Source organism: Nocardia arthritidis NBRC 100137 (assembly GCF_001612765.1).
Taxonomy (GTDB): Bacteria; Actinomycetota; Actinomycetes; order Mycobacteriales; family Mycobacteriaceae; genus Nocardia; species Nocardia arthritidis.
Genome location: NZ_BDBB01000005.1, coordinates 80,395 through 95,660 on the forward strand (window position 1 = coordinate 80,395; position 15,266 = coordinate 95,660).

General features: G+C 70.8%; 16 protein-coding genes and 1 pseudogene. 8 read left to right on the forward strand and 9 right to left on the reverse strand.

The genetic code is table 11. The features are described from left to right. Positions 1-125: 125 nt before the first annotated feature. Positions 126-1,166, reverse strand: coding sequence for an Rv2231c family histidinol phosphate aminotransferase CobC (gene cobC / locus NA8_RS04425; RefSeq protein ID WP_063049072.1), 1,041 nt, complete (start codon positions 1,164-1,166; stop codon positions 126-128). 44 nt (positions 1,167-1,210) lie between these two features. Here cobC and NA8_RS04430 point away from each other — a divergent pair, with 44 nt between their 5' ends. Then, positions 1,211-1,729, forward strand: coding sequence for a low molecular weight protein-tyrosine-phosphatase (locus tag NA8_RS04430; protein ID WP_063049073.1), 519 nt, complete (start codon positions 1,211-1,213; stop codon positions 1,727-1,729). After that, complete coding sequence (locus tag NA8_RS04435) at positions 1,729-2,622, forward strand: SURF1 family cytochrome oxidase biogenesis protein (RefSeq protein ID WP_063049074.1); 894 nt, start codon at positions 1,729-1,731, stop codon at positions 2,620-2,622. Before NA8_RS04430 ends, NA8_RS04435 begins: the two co-directional genes overlap by 1 nt. Positions 2,623-2,679: 57 nt before the next feature. Here the strand turns inward: NA8_RS04435 and NA8_RS04440 are convergent, their stop codons facing one another. Then, positions 2,680-3,063: a VOC family protein gene (locus tag NA8_RS04440; protein WP_218019402.1), complete on the reverse strand. Its 384-nt coding sequence runs from the start codon at positions 3,061-3,063 to the stop codon at positions 2,680-2,682. Positions 3,064-3,187: 124 nt separating this feature from the next. Next, positions 3,188-4,105, reverse strand: coding sequence for a cobalamin biosynthesis protein (locus NA8_RS04445; protein WP_063049076.1), 918 nt, complete (start codon positions 4,103-4,105; stop codon positions 3,188-3,190). A gap of 149 nt (positions 4,106-4,254) precedes the next feature. Between NA8_RS04445 and sigJ the strand changes: the two genes are divergently transcribed. Next, a complete protein-coding gene (sigJ, locus tag NA8_RS04450) occupies positions 4,255-5,208 on the forward strand; it encodes an RNA polymerase sigma factor SigJ (RefSeq protein ID WP_063049077.1) in 954 nt (317 codons plus the stop codon). Here the strand turns inward: sigJ and ald are convergent, their stop codons facing one another. Together ald and NA8_RS04460 are read right to left on the reverse strand one after the other, a co-directional pair. Then, positions 5,209-6,318 (reverse strand): alanine dehydrogenase, encoded by a 1,110-nt coding sequence (gene ald, locus NA8_RS04455; RefSeq protein ID WP_063049239.1) that lies wholly within the window; start codon positions 6,316-6,318, stop codon positions 5,209-5,211. Positions 6,319-6,448: 130 nt separating this feature from the next. Further along, the gene (locus NA8_RS04460; RefSeq protein WP_084466521.1) at positions 6,449-7,216 is read right to left on the reverse strand and encodes an MBL fold metallo-hydrolase; all 768 of its coding nucleotides are present in this window, start codon (positions 7,214-7,216) and stop codon (positions 6,449-6,451) included. A gap of 71 nt (positions 7,217-7,287) precedes the next feature. On the opposite strand from NA8_RS04460, the gene NA8_RS04465 reads away from it, so the two are divergent. The 3 genes from NA8_RS04465 (at position 7,288) to NA8_RS04475 (ending at position 9,127) form a co-directional block, all read left to right on the forward strand. Continuing rightward, positions 7,288-8,235 (forward strand): GlxA family transcriptional regulator, encoded by a 948-nt coding sequence (locus NA8_RS04465; protein ID WP_063049078.1) that lies wholly within the window; start codon positions 7,288-7,290, stop codon positions 8,233-8,235. A gap of 24 nt (positions 8,236-8,259) precedes the next feature. Further along, a complete protein-coding gene (locus NA8_RS04470; protein ID WP_063049241.1) occupies positions 8,260-8,775 on the forward strand; it encodes a gamma carbonic anhydrase family protein in 516 nt (171 codons plus the stop codon). A gap of 166 nt (positions 8,776-8,941) precedes the next feature. Next, a complete protein-coding gene (locus tag NA8_RS04475) occupies positions 8,942-9,127 on the forward strand; it encodes a hypothetical protein (protein ID WP_063049242.1) in 186 nt (61 codons plus the stop codon). A gap of 25 nt (positions 9,128-9,152) precedes the next feature. On the opposite strand, the gene NA8_RS04480 is transcribed toward NA8_RS04475, so the two are convergent. After that, a complete protein-coding gene (locus tag NA8_RS04480; protein ID WP_063049079.1) occupies positions 9,153-10,199 on the reverse strand; it encodes a GAF domain-containing protein in 1,047 nt (348 codons plus the stop codon). A 70-nt stretch (positions 10,200-10,269) separates the two neighbouring features. After that, a complete protein-coding gene (locus tag NA8_RS04485; protein WP_063049080.1) occupies positions 10,270-11,082 on the reverse strand; it encodes an SDR family NAD(P)-dependent oxidoreductase in 813 nt (270 codons plus the stop codon). A gap of 342 nt (positions 11,083-11,424) precedes the next feature. Here NA8_RS04485 and NA8_RS34875 point away from each other — a divergent pair. Next, positions 11,425-11,781 (forward strand): annotated as a pseudogene (locus NA8_RS34875) (TetR/AcrR family transcriptional regulator); the annotation flags it as partial. Here NA8_RS34875 and NA8_RS34880 read toward each other — a convergent pair. Continuing rightward, positions 11,749-13,716: an Eco57I restriction-modification methylase domain-containing protein gene (locus NA8_RS34880; RefSeq protein ID WP_084466522.1), complete on the reverse strand. Its 1,968-nt coding sequence runs from the start codon at positions 13,714-13,716 to the stop codon at positions 11,749-11,751. The pseudogene NA8_RS34875 and the gene NA8_RS34880 overlap by 33 nt on opposite strands. A gap of 174 nt (positions 13,717-13,890) precedes the next feature. On the opposite strand from NA8_RS34880, the gene NA8_RS04500 reads away from it, so the two are divergent. Beyond that, a complete protein-coding gene (locus NA8_RS04500; RefSeq protein ID WP_063049082.1) occupies positions 13,891-14,577 on the forward strand; it encodes a nitroreductase in 687 nt (228 codons plus the stop codon). An 82-nt stretch (positions 14,578-14,659) separates the two neighbouring features. Here NA8_RS04500 and NA8_RS04505 read toward each other — a convergent pair whose 3' ends face one another. Beyond that, positions 14,660-15,145, reverse strand: a complete 486-nt coding sequence (locus NA8_RS04505; protein ID WP_063049083.1) for a winged helix-turn-helix transcriptional regulator — start codon at positions 15,143-15,145, stop codon at positions 14,660-14,662. Positions 15,146-15,266 lie beyond the last annotated feature (121 nt).

Consider the following 15,266-nt stretch of genomic DNA (forward strand, 5'->3'; position numbering starts at 1 on the left):
CCGGAGTCGACGGCGATTCCGGCCGAGACCGCCGAGACCTCCGCCGCGGGGGAAACGCCGTATCCGGTGCACAGCCGGGGCGAAGCATCGAACCCATACTGCCCCGCCTGATCGAAGCCGTGTGCCTACCGGACATCGGCCGACCGGATCGCGGCGACCAGCCGATCGACCTCCTCGACGCCACGGACCGCGACGCGCAGGTGGTCCGGGCCGAGACCGGGGAAGGTGTCCGCACGACGGACCGCGATGCCCTCGGCAGCCAGGTGTTTGCGCAGCAGTTCACCGTCCGCCACGCGGAGCAGCAGGAACGGGCCCGCCGCCGGCGTGTGGACTTCGACGCCCAGGCCGGTCAGGCGTTCGATCATCGCGGCGCGGTGCACGGCGAGCGTCCCCGCGCGGCGCTCGGACTCCGCCATGGCCGCGGGACTCGCGGTGGCGATGATGGCTTCCAGTTGCAGGGTGCCCAGCGGCCAGTGCGCCCGCCCGTGGTCGAGGCGCGCGAGCACCTCCGGTGCGCCGAGGAAATAGCCGCAGCGCAGCCCCGCCAGCGCCCACGTCTTGGTGAGGCTGCGCAGCACGAGCAGGTCGGGCGCGGAGTCGGCGGCGAGGGATTCCGGCTCGCCCGCCACCGCGTCGGCGAAGGCTTCGTCGACCACGATGACGCGGCCTGGCCCGCGCAGGGCGCGGATGGTGGCGGCGGGATGCAGCACCGAGGTCGGGTTGGTGGGGTTGCCGAGCACCACGAGGTCGGCCTCGGCGGGCACCACGGCGGGATCCAGCCGGTAGGGCGCTTCCAGTACCACCCGGGTGACCGGGACGCCCGCCTCCCGCAACGCGAGTTCCGGCTCGGTGAACGACGGGTGCAGCACCGCGGCCGAGCGCGGCGCCAGGCGGGGCAGCAGGGCGAACCCTTCGGCCGCGCCAGCCAGCAGCAATACCTCGCCGGGACTACGGCCGTGCCGGGCCGCGACCGCGCGACGGGCCGCGTCGGCGTCCTCGGCGCTCGGATAGCGGCCCAGATCGGACAACCGCTCGGCCAGACGCCGCCGCAGCCACTCCGGGGGTGCGAGCCCTTGGACGTTGACCGCGAAATCGAGCATGCCCGCACGCGCGTCCACGTCGCCGTGGTGACGCAGTTTCGCGCGATCGACGGTGTCCTCGGCCACGAGAGCACACCCTACGTGGCGGTGCCGGAGCAGAACCGGCCAGAATGGCAGGCGTGGGTCAGCTGCACGTCTCGTTCGTCTGTACCGGCAACATCTGCCGCTCTCCGATGGCGGAGAAGATCTTCGCCTCGCACCTGTACCGGGCCGGGTTGGCCAACCGGGTCCGGGTGAGCAGCGCGGGCACCGGTTCCTGGCACGTAGGCGCCGACGCCGACCCTCGCACCAGCGCCACCCTGCGCAAATACGGATACCCGACCGGGCACGTCGCCGCCGTGTTCGGCGCCGAGCACAGCGACGCCGACCTGGTGGTCGCCCTGGACCGCTCCCATCAGCGCGACCTGATCCGCCTCGGTATCCCGGCCGAGCGGCTGCGGTTGCTGCGCGCCTTCGACCCCGACGCCGACGACCACGACGTGGCCGACCCCTACTACGGCGACGCGGCGGACTTCGAGCTCGTGCGCGCCCAGATCGAGGCCGCCGTCCCCGGCCTGCTCGACTGGGTACGCGCCGAACTGGCCGCCGAACCGCCCGGCCTGCGACCCGTCCCCGACGAGCGACCGTGATGCGCAGGCTCGCGTTCCTGTTGCGCCCCAGCTGGCTGATCCTGGCGGTGCTGGTCGCCGCGTTCGCCTACCTGTGTTTCACCGTGCTCGCGCCGTGGCAGCTCGGCAAGAACACGGCCACTTCGCACCGCAACCAGCTGATCGCCGACTCGGTGCGAGCCGATCCCGTCGACGTCACCACCGTGCTCTCCGACACCGGGAACGGCACGCACACCGAATGGCGGCGGGTCACCGCTACCGGCAGTTACGTGCCGGACTCGACGGTGCTGGTGCGGCTGCGCCACCTCGACGGCGCTCCGGGGTACGCCGTGCTCGCGACGTTCCGTCTGGCCGACGGCCCCCTGCTGCTCGTCGACCGCGGGCTGGTTTCGGCCGTCGACGGAACGCGCCCGCCGCAGATCCCCGCGCCGCCCCCCGGGCCGCAGCGCATCGAGGCCAGGGTCCGGATGTCCGAGGGCGTCACACCCGGTAAGGACCCGAGCGTCCAGGACGGCTATCGCCAGGTGTACTCCATCGACACCACACAGGAGTCGGCGGTCCTGGGGCAGCCCCTCACCCCCGTGCCCACCGGAGGCGAGCGCGGCGGATACCTCCAGCTGGGCGAGAACCAACCGGGCGCGTTCACCCCCACCCCGCTGCCCCAACTCGACGCGGGCCCGTACCTGTCCTACGGCCTGCAATGGCTGGCCTTCGGCATCATGGCTCCCCTCGGCCTCGGCTACTTCGTCTACGCCGAGATCCGGGAAAGAAGGAAAGAGAAGGGCTCCGCCGAGCCACCCCGCGCGGCGTCGCCCACCGAGCCGGCCCGGTCCGGGTCGATTCCCTCGCCCGCTGCCGCCGCACCGACTACCGAAGCCCGCCTCGCCGACCGCTACGGCCGCGGCCGCGGTTGATCCCGGCGCGTCGGCCACTCGGCGATACGCCGCGGTTGGAGGGCGATGGGGTTCGCGCTACGGCTGATGCGGCCCGAGCAGATCCCACCGGTTCCCCGCGATGTCCGAGAAGACCGCCACCCGGCCATACGGCTCGCTGCGCGGCGCGCGCACGAACTCGACACCGCGCGAGACCATCCGGTCGTACGCCGACTGAAAGTCCTCCACCTGCAAGAAGAACCCGACCCGACCCGCCACCTGCGCTCCGATCACCGCGGCTTGCGCCCTACCGTCGGCTCGGGCGAGCAGGATGCCCGTCTCCGCACCGGGCGGCCGTACAACCACCCAGCGTTTCGGGCGGCCGTCGTTCGTGAGCGCCGCCGAGTCCTCGACCAGCTCGAATCCCAGTATGTCGACGAAGAACTCGATCGCGGAGTCGTACTCCGCGACAACGAGGGTCATGAGCCCGATCCGCACCGCGAAAGCCTATCCGGCCCCATCGACCGCATCCGAAGAATTCGCCGGCCTCGCGAGTGCCGGCTCGAGGGTGGTATCGCGGGGGCGGCGGCGACCCACGGCGAATCATTCAGCGCCTGGTCGCGGCGACGGCGGCGGCGAGCAGAGTGGCGGTGAGTTGTACGGCCTCGGAAAGGCGAACGGCGCGGCGCAGGTCGTGCACGGTGGGAGCCGGGCCGTCTCCGAGCACCGGGCGCATCTCCACACCGTGCGGGTAGTCGGTACGGCCGCCCAGCCGGACGCCGAGCGCACCGGCCATCGACGCTTCCGCGACTCCCGCGTTGGGGCTCGGATGCCCGGCCGCGTCACGCCGCCATGCCGCCAGGACCGCAGCGGGCCGCCCGCCGATCAAGGGGGCCAGCGCGGCGGTGAGCACACCGGTGACCCGCGCCGGGATCAGATTGGCCGCGTCGTCGACGCGCGCGGCGGCCCAGCCGAAACGCCGGTAGCGCTGGTTGCGGTAGCCGATCATCGCGTCGAGCGTGTTGATCGCGCGGTACCCGAGCAGACCCGGGACGCCCGCGATCGCACCCCAGACCACCGGTGCCACGGCCGCGTCGGAGGTGTTCTCGGCGATGGACTCCAGGGCCGCGCGGGCGAGCCCGTCGGCGTCGAGCGCCTGCGGGTCGCGACCGCACAGCGAAGGCAGCAGCGCGCGAGCCCCCTCGATGTCGCCACCCGCCAGTCGATCGGCCATCGCGTGACCGGTTCGGGCCAGACTGCGTCCACCCAGGACGGTCCAGGTCGCGACCGCGGTCGACACCACCCCGCCGCGCCGCACGGCCACGCCGAGCCCGACCACCGCGCCGACGGCCAGCGCCTCGTGCACCAGACCCGCCGCGCGCCGGTCGGCGTAGGTCACCGATTCCAGCGCCGCCACCGCCGAGCCGAATCCGGCCACCGGATGCCACCGCCGCGGATCGCCCAACGCCCGGTCGAGCGCGAATCCGAGCAGCAACCCGATCGCGGTGGAGGTTCCCTTCTGCACCCTGTGAGGTTATCGGCCGGGCGACCGTCGCCGCGCCGACGGCTCACCGCTCGAGGCCATGTCACACTCTGTTCCCCTGCGTCGTCGACCTGGTGACGCACCATAGACTCGCCCCCGCAGCGGGGCCGAACGACGACAGGCGACCAGAAGTGACTTCCGAACAGCGTGAGCCCCTCGATCAAGCCGAGCTGGCCCGGCAGTTCGAGGAGCACCGCGGGTATCTGCGCAGGCTCGCCTACAGCACGTTGGGCAGTCTCAGCGACGCCGACGACGTCGTGCAGGAGGCGTGGCTGCGGTTGCAGCGCCAGTACGAGGCGGGCGCCGCGGGTGAGATCGACAACCTGCGCGCCTGGCTGTCCACCGTGACCGGCCGCCTCGCCCTCGACCACCTCGGCTCCGCCCGCGTGCGCCGCGAACAGTACGTGGGCGAATGGCTGCCGGAGCCGGAGGTGACCAGCTGGGAGGACCCCGCCGACCGGATCACCCAGGACGAGCGGGTCACCACCGCGCTGCTGGTCGTGCTCGAGTCCCTGTCGCCGGCCGAGCGCACCGCGTTCGTGCTCCAGGATGTGTTCGGCATGAGCGGCCCGGAGGTCGCCGAGGTGGTCGGCCGCACCCCGGCCGCCGTCCGCCAGCTCGCCTCCCGGGCTCGCAAGCACGTCGAACAGGGCACTCCGCGCTTCCCGGCCTCTCCGGACGAGCAGCAGAAGGTGGTGTCGGCCTTCGCATTGGCCTGGCGGTCCGGCGATCTCAGCGCTCTGCTCGGTGTTCTCGACGCGAACGTCAGCCTCACCGCAGACGGCGGCGGCAAGGTTCCCGCGATCCGGCAGCCCGTGCACGGCGCCGAGATCGTGGCCAAGCTGCTGCTCGGCTGGTACCACGCGCCGTCCGCGGTGGGCGGCTGGGGCCGCGCGGTGCTGGTCAACGGCCAGCCCGGGCTGGTGGTCTTCGACGGCACCCACACGGGCGTCTTCGCCTTCACCGTCGACGATGGTCGCATCGTGTCGATCGACGTGGTCCGCAACCCGGACAAGCTGCGTGACCTGCCCACCAGCGGCGAGCCGGACTGGTACCTGGGCGAGGGCCTCGCCGGGCAGGAGTAGTCAGCCCGCGACGCCGAGCGGCCGCGAATACCCGTGCGCGGCGGCGACTTCCGCCGACAGCAGCCGCCCGGCGTCCGCGGTGAGCCCGTGAGCCAGATCGGGGTGCGTGGCGCATGCCTCCTGCCAGCCGAGGTCGGCGATCGCCCGTACGTAGGGCAGGGTCGCGTTGGTGAGCGCGATCGTCGAGGTGTGCGGTACCGCGCCGGGCATGTTGGCGACGCAGTAGAACAGCGAATCCGCCACCCGGAACGTGGGATCCGCGTGCGTCGTCGGGCGCGCGGAGGCGAAGCAGCCACCCTGGTCGATGGAGATGTCCACCAGCACCGCGCCGGGGCGCATCCCGGCGACGAGGTCGTCGGAGACCAGTTCCGGCGCACGCGCGCCGGGGACCAGCACCGCGCCGATCACCAGGTCGGCCGACAGCACCGCCCGCCGGATCTCCGTGGCATTCGACGCGACGGTGGTGATCCGCCCGTCGAAGCGGGCGTCGAGCTCGCGCAACCGGTGCAGGTTGGTGTCCAGCACGCTGACGCGCGCGCCGATGCCCATGGCGACCGCGGCGGCGTTCGATCCCGCGACGCCGCCGCCGAGCACGACGACTTCCGCGGGACGCACGCCGGGGACGCCGCCGGGCAGCAGCCCCGCACCGCCGAGCGGGGCCATCAGGTGATACGCGCCCACCTGGGCGCCGAGCTTGCCCGCGATCTCGCTCATCGGAGCCAGCAGCGGCAGCGAGCCGTCGGCGGCGCGGACCATCTCGTAGGCGATCGCGGTGATGCCCGAGCGCAGCACGGCGTCGGTGCACTCGCGCGACGCGGCCAGGTGCAGGAAGGTGAACAGCACCTGCCCGCGGCGCATCCGCGGGTACTCCGGCGCGATCGGTTCCTTCACCTTCAGCACCAGCTCGGCTTCCCGCCACACCTGGTCGGCGTCCGGGACCAGGCGGGCCCCCGCCGCGGCGTAGCCGGCGTCGGGGAATCCCGATCCGACGCCGGCGCCCACCTGCACCAGCACCTCGTGTCCGTGCCCGGTCAGTTCTCCGGCGCCCGCCGGAGTCAGGGCTACCCGGAACTCTTGCTCCTTGACCTCCCGTGGTACTCCGATCCTCATACCGTCATCGTCGCCCCGCCACCGGGTCCGCGCCACGACCGACGCGCCGAGCGCGCACGGCGACCACCCGTGCCACGCGCCGCGGGCGAGTTTCTCGGCACGTTGCCCAGCTGAGCGCGGACGGCACTCGTCACACGGTCGCGGCGCGGCCCAGCGGCGGTATCCGCAACTGCTCGGCGCGGCCGCCGTAACGGAACACGTGGCCCAGATAGTCGAGGGTCTCACTGAAGTGCGCCCAGCCTTCGGCATGCACCGGCACGATCACCGCGTCGCCGAGTACCTCGGCCGCCCGCAGCGCGGTGCGCGCGTTCAAGGTGGCGTCGGTGTCGCCGAAACGCCCGATGTTCGCGGCGCCGATGTTGAGCACGGCGATATCGATGCGGCCGATCCGCTCGACGATCTCGCGCACCACGTCGACGGAGGCGTTGTCACCCGAGACGTACACCGTCGGCTCGCCCTCGGCACGCAGCACGAAGCCGGTGACGATCCCGCTGAACGGCTCGCAACCTTCGGGACCGTGCAGGGCGGGCACGCCGGTCACCCGCACGCCGTGCACCGTCACGGTCTCCCAATTCTCCAGTCCGCGCACACCCTCGATCCGGGTCGCGGCGCCGGGCGTGGACAGTACGGTCGGCACCGTGGTCAGCAGTTTCCGGCCGGAGTCGTCCAGGTTGTCGGCGTGTTCGTCGTGCGAGAGCAGCACCACGTCCACGGGACCCACCTCCTCGGCCGACACCGCGGGGCCGGTGAGTTTGTGCAGGGTGACGGGGCCGGGGTAGTCACCCGGCTCGTCGAAGGTGGGGTCGGTCAGCCAGGTGCGGCCCGCGTAGCGGAACCGCAGTGTCGGCCCGCCGATGTGCAGGACTTCCAGGCCGGTGCGTTCGATCGTGTCACTCATGCCGTTGATCTTGTCCCGCCCGCGGACCAGGAAACAGTGGCCCGTGAGCCGCTTACCGTTAAGATCGGGCCATGCATACGGTGGCCGTCTTGGCGTTCGACGGAATCAGCCCATTTCACCTGTCGGTGCCCAGCCTCGTTTTCGGCCGAGTCGGCATCGAAGGACCCCCGCGATATCAGGTGGACGTGTGCGCTGAGGAGCCCGGAAGCCTGGCCACCCCGGCCGGATTCGACATCCGCGTCCAGCACGGACTCGACACGCTGACGCGCGCCGACACCGTCGTGATCCCGAGCTGGCGAGCAGGCCAACCGCTGTCCAGCGCACTGAGCGCCGCCCTGCGCGCCGCCCACGCGGGCGGCGCCAGGATCGTCGGGTTGTGCCTCGGCTCGTGGGCGGTGGCCGCCAGCGGACTGGCCGACGGACGGGAAGTGACCACACACTGGGCCTCCGCCGCCGAACTGGCCCGCGCGTTCCCGGCCGTCCGGGTCCGCGCCGACACGCTGTGGTCGGATCTGGGCGACGTCGTCACCTCGGCGGGCGTGGCCGCGGCGCTGGACTGCTGCCTGCACCTGGTGCGCGGCGATCTCGGCAGCAAAGCGGCCACCGAACTGGCCAGAGCGCTGGTCACCGCTCCGCACCGCAGTGGCTCCCAGGCGCAGTACATCCCGGTCGCGGTCCCCGACGCCGCCGACGACGATCCGATCGAGCGCGCCATGGTCTGGGCGCGAACCCACCTCGGCGACCCGGTCGACCTGGACAGCTGGGCCCGCGTCGCGCTCATGTCGCGGCGCACCTTCACCCGCCGCTTCCGCGACCGCACCGGCACCAGCCCGCAGCAGTGGCTGCTGCTCCAGCGCACCGACCGGGCGCGGCTGCTGCTCGAGTCCACCACCGACACCGTGGAACGCATCGCCGTCGACACCGGCTTCGGCACGGCGGTGAGCCTGCGCCACCACTTCCACCGCATCCTCGGCACCAGCCCCGCCGCCCACCGCGCCAGCTTCCAAGGGCAGAGCTGAGCGGTTGCCACTAAGTTCGTGACCATGCGGATTCAGCTGGGCGAGCATGCGCCGGAGATCGAGGAGAGCGCGTGGATCGCGCCGAACGCCACCGTGATCGGCCGGGTGCGGCTCGGCGCGGAGGTGAGCGTCTGGTACAGCGCGGTGCTGCGCGGCGACTTGGAGACGATCGAGGTCGGCGCGCGCAGCAACATCCAGGACGGTTGCGTGCTGCACGCCGACCCAGGCTTCCCGCTCACCGTCGGCGCGGGGGTCTCGGTGGGCCACAACGCGATCCTGCACGGCTGCACCATCGGCGAGGACGTGCTGGTCGGCATGGGCGCCACCATCCTCAACGGCGCCGTCGTCGGGCCCGGCAGTCTGATCGCGGCCAACGCGCTGATCCCGGAAGGGGCACGGATTCCGCCCGGTTCCCTCGTGGCGGGAGTGCCCGGCAAGGTGCGCCGGGAGCTCGGCGCCGAGGAGCAAGATCGCATTCGCCTGAATGCGACTGTCTACTTAGCAAATACAGCTCAACATCGCACGGGAAATCAGGTGTGAAACAGGACACATTGATCAAGTGTCCAGTCAAGATCGCTGATAGCATTCAGCCAGCGTGCCCGGCGACCCGGGCTCTCCTGTCGACACGGTTGTCGTGCGACTTGTAGCGCAGTGGTGAACCCACCCGGGTCGGTGGGTGGGCGAGCGTGAGGCAGGAGGTATCACGGTGTCGTACGTGCAGTCGGGTGTGCACGGGCCCAAGGGCCGGATCAGCGTCGCCGACATCGCGGCCCAACCCGGCGGAGTCGAGGCACTCCAGCGCCGGGTTCATGAATTGCGTTCCCGCGGTGTGGATTTCGCCGCGAACGCGATCGAGAAGGAGATGGTCGAGCTGGATCTGCCGTGCCGATGACTCCGTTGCCACGGTCACCGCGGGTTCACGATTCCGCGGTGACCGTGGCCAGTCCGGCCGTGGTGTGCTGATCCAGCGCCATCAACGCGGCCCGGATCCGTACCGGTTGCCAACCACCGTCGAGCCTGCGCAGACGCACCGTTCCCTCGGTGCGATGCCGCGCCAGGTCCCGTGACATGGTCTTCGCGGTGGCCAGATCGTCCGGATGGATCTGCGGCCTCGGCTGCCCCGGCCGGTCCTCCCAGGCGATCTCCGGCATGGGCGCGCCGATCCACCGGATCAGCCGCAACGAGCGCAGATTGACGATCGCGCGGTACTCGCCGGGCTCGGTGGCGGCTTCCAGCAGCGTGTACTCCAGGATCGCGGGCGGCGGCGCCGCGGGGACCGCGGTGGCCGCGCCGATGTCCTGGGTCACGCCGCGCAGCAGCACGTGACGCTCGCCGCGGTCATCGGGCTCGGCGACGATCCGGCAGGCGAAATGCGCGGCGCGCAACGCGTCGTCGTCCCGTCGGACGGTCCATACCGCCTGGTGCTCGGTGCCCGGCGCGGAGTTGACGATCTTGGCCAGCGCCTCGCTTTCGTCGCGGTTGGTGACCAACCGGGTGAACGCGCCCGCGATGGCCAGCTCGGCGGCACGGTTCTCCGGCGCGACGCCGTACAGGTCCAGCAGGTCGGTACTGCGCACCGAGCGGTGGGTCGTGAGATCGAAATACCACGCCCCCATCGGGTCGGCCGTCGTGACCGGCTCCCGCCGAGGGCCTACCCACAGGCGGACGGCATGCGCCCGCCGCGGCGCGATGAGCAGCGGCTCGGCCAGCACCGTGCGCCGCCCGTCAGCGGAGACTTCCGCCACCGGCACACCGGTCGCGCATGCCCGCCCGAGTGCCGCCTCCGCGTCGGCCAGCGACAGCGGATTGCGCACGATGTTGGTCAGCGGCACGAACGACTTCGGCGAGGACCCCACCGCGATCACTCGTCCCGGAGAACCCGAGAAACACTCGACGAGAACCCATTTCGTCACCACTCGGGTCCCCGCGCTCCACCGCCGCGCGACCCGTCCGGCTTCCCCCATAGAGTGAAATATGTTCGGCTGGTTATCATTTCGTCAATCCCCGTCCCTGACCGCGATACCCTCCGCGCGGTCAGGAACGGAATACCATGTCCAGCACCTTCTCGTGGTACGACCCGGCGATTCTTGTGACCAGGTCCACAGCGATGGCGTCCAGCCCGACCAGCACCTTGGCCTCGCCTCGCGCGGCGCCACGCAGGATCGTCCGCGCCGCGGCGGCGGGACTGGTCCGCGCCACGTGCCCTTCGAATCGGCGCACCACCTCCTCCGCGTCGATCCCCGGCGCGACACTCGCCGACCGGGCGATTCCGGTGAGCACGCCACCGGGGTACACCCCGGTGACCCGAACCGAGCCGCCCGCCGCCCGCATGTCCTGGCGCAGCGAATCGGTGAAACCGCGCACGGCGAACTTCGCCGCGTTGTACGGCGCGTGCCGCGCCACGGCCACCAGGCCGAAGGCGGAGGACATGTTGACGACATGTGCGCGATCGGCGGCCAGCAGATGCGGCAGGAAGGCCTTGGTCCCGTTGACGACACCCCAGAAGTCGACGGCCATCACTTGTTCGAAGTCGCTGAACGGCGACTCGAGCACGCTGCCGACGTGCAGGATGCCCGCGTTGTTGAACAGGGCCTCCACCCGGCCGAACCGCGCGACGGTCCGCTCCGCGTACGCGAACACGGCCGCGCGGTCGGTGACGTCCACCGTGCTCACCTCCGGCTCCCGCCCTGTGGCCGCGCACAACGCCCCCGTCTCGGCGACAGCCTCCGCCGACTTGTCCGACAGCGCCAAACTTGCCCCCGCACCGGCCAGTGCCACGGCCAATTCCCGGCCGATACCGGAACCCGCCCCGGTGATCGCCACGACCCGATTCGCGAAATACCCCATGGCTCAATCCCTTTCCGCACCGGCCGAAGGTCCGGCCGGACGCCAACCACAGGCTAGCCAGTCGAATATGGACACGCGACCGACTCGGCGGGACCACACCGTCCGGCGATGCCCGCTCACGCTCAGCCCACTCGATGAAATAATGGACGTTCCCGCCCGCACCCGTCGCGACGCCGCGCCCACCGGCCATAGCCCGGCCGCCGCGCCGAACCCACTGGAGAGCCGATGCCAACCATCTCGCCCATGCTGCAACGCATCCTCGAGAAACCGGTCGCCGACGGCGAGAAGCTCCTGGAAAGCGCGCTCTCGGCGTTCCTGGATTTCGGCATCAAGCGGACCAGCATGGGCGAGATCGCCCGCCGCGCGGGGATCAGCCCGGCCACGCTGTACCGGCGCTACGAGTCCAAGAACGACCTGGTCGAGGCGGTCAGCGTGCGGGAGGCACAGCGCTTCGTCGCCTCGATCGAGAAGCAGGTGCGCACGGTCTCGGGCAACGACGATCAGCTGGTCGAGATCTTCGTGGCGTTCATCGGCGCCATCGCGGGCAACGAACTGCTGCGCAGGCTGCTGCGGACCGAGCCCGACCTGATCCTGCCCCGGCTGACCACCGAGGCGGGGCCGATCCTCGCCGTCGGCCGCGACTACCTGGCCGAGAAGCTGCGCGAGCTACGGGATGCCGGTGGCACGCACGACTTCGACGCCGATCTGGTCGCCGAGATCATGGCCCGGCTGGCGCTGTCGCTCGCTCTCACCCCCGACGGTCTGATCCCGGTCAGCGATCGCGGCGCGGCGCGCGAATTCGCCCGCCGCACCCTCCTGCCGATGGTCGGCGTCGGGGTCAGCGCGTAGTCCGACGCCGAACGCGGCGGCCACCCGCTCGTCCAGCTCGGCCTGCGCCGCGAGATCCGGCGCGCGGCCCTCCACGAACTCACGTACCAGATCGATCACACCCCCCGACCGGGCGGCCGCCGGGTCGGGCACCGGCAGCCGCGACACGTACTGGGTGATCCACCGCCGCCTGCCCGAGTACAGCCGATTGCCGCAGACCACGTCGTAGAACCGCAACCCGAGCGCCGAATTGGCCACACCCATCAGCAGATACGCCAAGCGCGTCGCCTCGGCGGGCACACCGGCCAGATCGGGCAGCGAGATCCAATAGCAGTCACCGTTGACCACCGCGCGCGAACCGTCCAGCGCGAAACGCGGCCGGTCGCTGATGTCGGGGAAGACCAGCTTCGGCTCGCGCCATAGGTGCGGGCGCTGCGGCACCCAGATCTCGTACCAGGCGCGCCCGCTCTCGGTGACGTAGCGGCGTCCGGCCAGCGTCTCCCGATGGGACCGCAGATACGCGGCCGCGGCGGGATATTCGTCGAGATCGATCGGCGTGCGGCGTGAACTGGCCAAATCGTAGGGGTACAGCACGCGAAGCTCTCGGGCGCGGGTAGCTCGCCACGGCGCGAGATCGTGGTGGGTGATCAGATCGAGCAGCAATTCGGACTCCGGACACGGCTCGGCCTGAGCCCAGCGGTCGGAGATGAACACGCGGTCGGCGGTCGTCTTGATGCCCACTCGGATGCGCGCCACATCGCCGAAACTGCGCCAAGTCGCCCCCGCTATCCGCGCCAGCCAGGAATCGATCGCGTCGTGCGACATCCGCCACGCGACCTCCGGTTCCCGCGCCACACCCCGGCGAGTCCTTCGTTGCGCCCTGAGCTCCGGTGGCCCTTCGCGCGTCACCGCGCCGGTCGAACTGCCGTCGCGGCCGCGCCCGGCTTCGGCGGTGTCCTGGGACGTCGGCTCCTGGGGTTCGGTCGCCAGCTCGCCGACCTCGATGACGAAGGTCCGGCCGTTGTACTCGACGATCGAGCCGCCCGGGTCGACCAGCGCCTCGAACAACGTCTTCGCACCGGGTGTTTCGCCGGTGGCCTCGTAGGCGGAGACGTAGCGGCAGCCGTCGTCGTGCCCGGCGCGCCGAGCGATGGCGATCGCGGGGAGGACGGCGGCGGTGAACAGCTTGGTGTCCCCCAGGTCGTACAGCTCGACCGGAGCCAGTTCGGTCACCAGCAGCCGCCGGATGTTCGCGCCTGCCTTGGTGGTCAGGAACCGGTTGGCGCACAACAGGCCGAGCACGCCTGTCGCGGACAGCAGCCGCGGCAGCGTCGCCACGAACGGATGGGTGAGGTCGATCCGCCCGCGCAGCCCGAACCGCTTGCTCAGCAACTGCGCCGTCGATCCGCCCAGCTGCTGGGTGCGCACATACGGCGGGTTGGTGATCACCGCGTCGAACGAGCCGTCCGCGAGCTCGGCCTCCACTGCGAGGAAGTCGGCCCTGCGCCATTGCGCGGCGATCCCCGCCGCGCGTGCGCGCTCGCGGGCGACCGCGAGCGCTCGGGCATCCAGGTCGTAGCCGATCAGCACCAGGCGAATGCCGGGGAACCTGGTCACGACCTCGTGGTGCACGGCGAACAGCAATTCACCGTCGCCGCAGGCCGGATCGAGTACGCGCAGGACGCCCGTGTCCGAGAACTCGACATGGCGGAGCAGCCGTTGCGCCAGGAACCGGGCCAGCACAGGGGGCGTGTAATGCCTGCCGTGCCGTTTGCGGTCCCGCGCGGCGGGGGCTTCGGACGCCATATCGGGATTCTGCCTCGTCGCGCCGTGCCGATCGCCGTAACTCGGACAACAGGATTGCGGAACCGCGCGCGTCGCGGCCGACTCGCCCGCCTCCGGTGACCGCACGGCTTTCGCGGCGAGGTGTTCGATGCTAGCGTCTGGTCTCGAAATAAGACTGACAAAGGAGGCGGGGGAATGACAGTGACGACAGACGACTTCACGGCGCTGAGCCGGTTGCTCGACGAACGGTGGACCTGCAGGCAATTTCGCCCGCAGCCGGTCGAGCGCGACACCATCCATGCCCTGTTGCGCCTGGCCCAGCGGACGCCGTCGTGGTGCAACACCCAGCCCTGGCAGGTCGTGGTGACGGAGGGGGCCGGCACGGATCGTTTCCGGAAGGAACTCGTCGAGCACATCGCCACCGCCACGCCCGCACCGGATTTCGAGTTCCCGGCGCAATACACCGGGGCGTACCGGGACCGCAGGCGGGAATGCGGAAAGCAACTCTACGAAAGCGTCGGCATCGCCAAAGGCGATCACGAGAAGACCATGCGCCAGGCTGTGCGGAATTTCGAACTCTTCGACGCGCCGCATGTGGCGATCGTGACCAGCGAAGCCGATCTCGGCATATACGGAGCGGTGGACTGCGGTCTCTACATCGGCAGTTTCCTCTTGGGCGCCCAGAGCCTCGGTCTCGGCGCGGCGCCGCAGGCCGCACTGGCCACATACTCCCCGTTCATCCGGGAGTACTTCGGAATCCCGGAGCATCGCAAGGTCGTCGCCGGAATCTCGTTCGGATACCCCGACCTCGATCATCCTGTCAACGGTTTCCGCACCACCCGGGCCGAGCCCGACGAAGTCGCCACGTGGTTCGCCGACTGATGCCGCCGTGCGCGGCCTCGCCCGGCGGGGTCGCGCCGACGAAGTATTCGCGCCGCGCCCGCCGTCGGTCACCGCGCCTTCGCTAGCGCGCGTGACCCGCGGCGGCCTCGCTACCGGTGACGCCCAGCAAACCGGGTCCCGGTTCCGGGGTGACCTCCCGTGCGGTGAGTTCGGTTCCACACGAATCGCATTCGAGTTTGACGTGCGCCTCGCCCGGGCAATCGCGATGGGTGTAGCGCACCGGAGCCCCCTCGGGCGCCGTGTAGGTGTCACCCCAATCGCGGATGGCCAGCAGAATCGGGTAGATGTCGTGGCCTTTGGGGGTGAGGCGGTACTCCTCGTGCGCGCCCACGGCGGCCTTCTGTTTGACGAGGATGCCGTTGTCGATCAGCCGGTCCAGACGGTCCTGCAGCCTGCTGCGCGAGATCCCCAGGGCGCTCTGGAAAGCGTTGAACCGCCGGATACCGGAGAAGCAGGACTTGAGGATCAGCAGAGTCCAGCGATCACCGAAGATCACGAGTGGGCGCGTGATCGAGCACGGCACGTCGGCCAGTTCTTCGTAGCGCACCTCCCGATGCTACCGACCATCGAGCCGCCCTCGCCCCGTGAAACTTCACGATCTCCGCCTGCCCGGGCACCCACACCCACCAAGCCACCTGATCGGCGCACGCCACCGCCGGTTCGCCGGC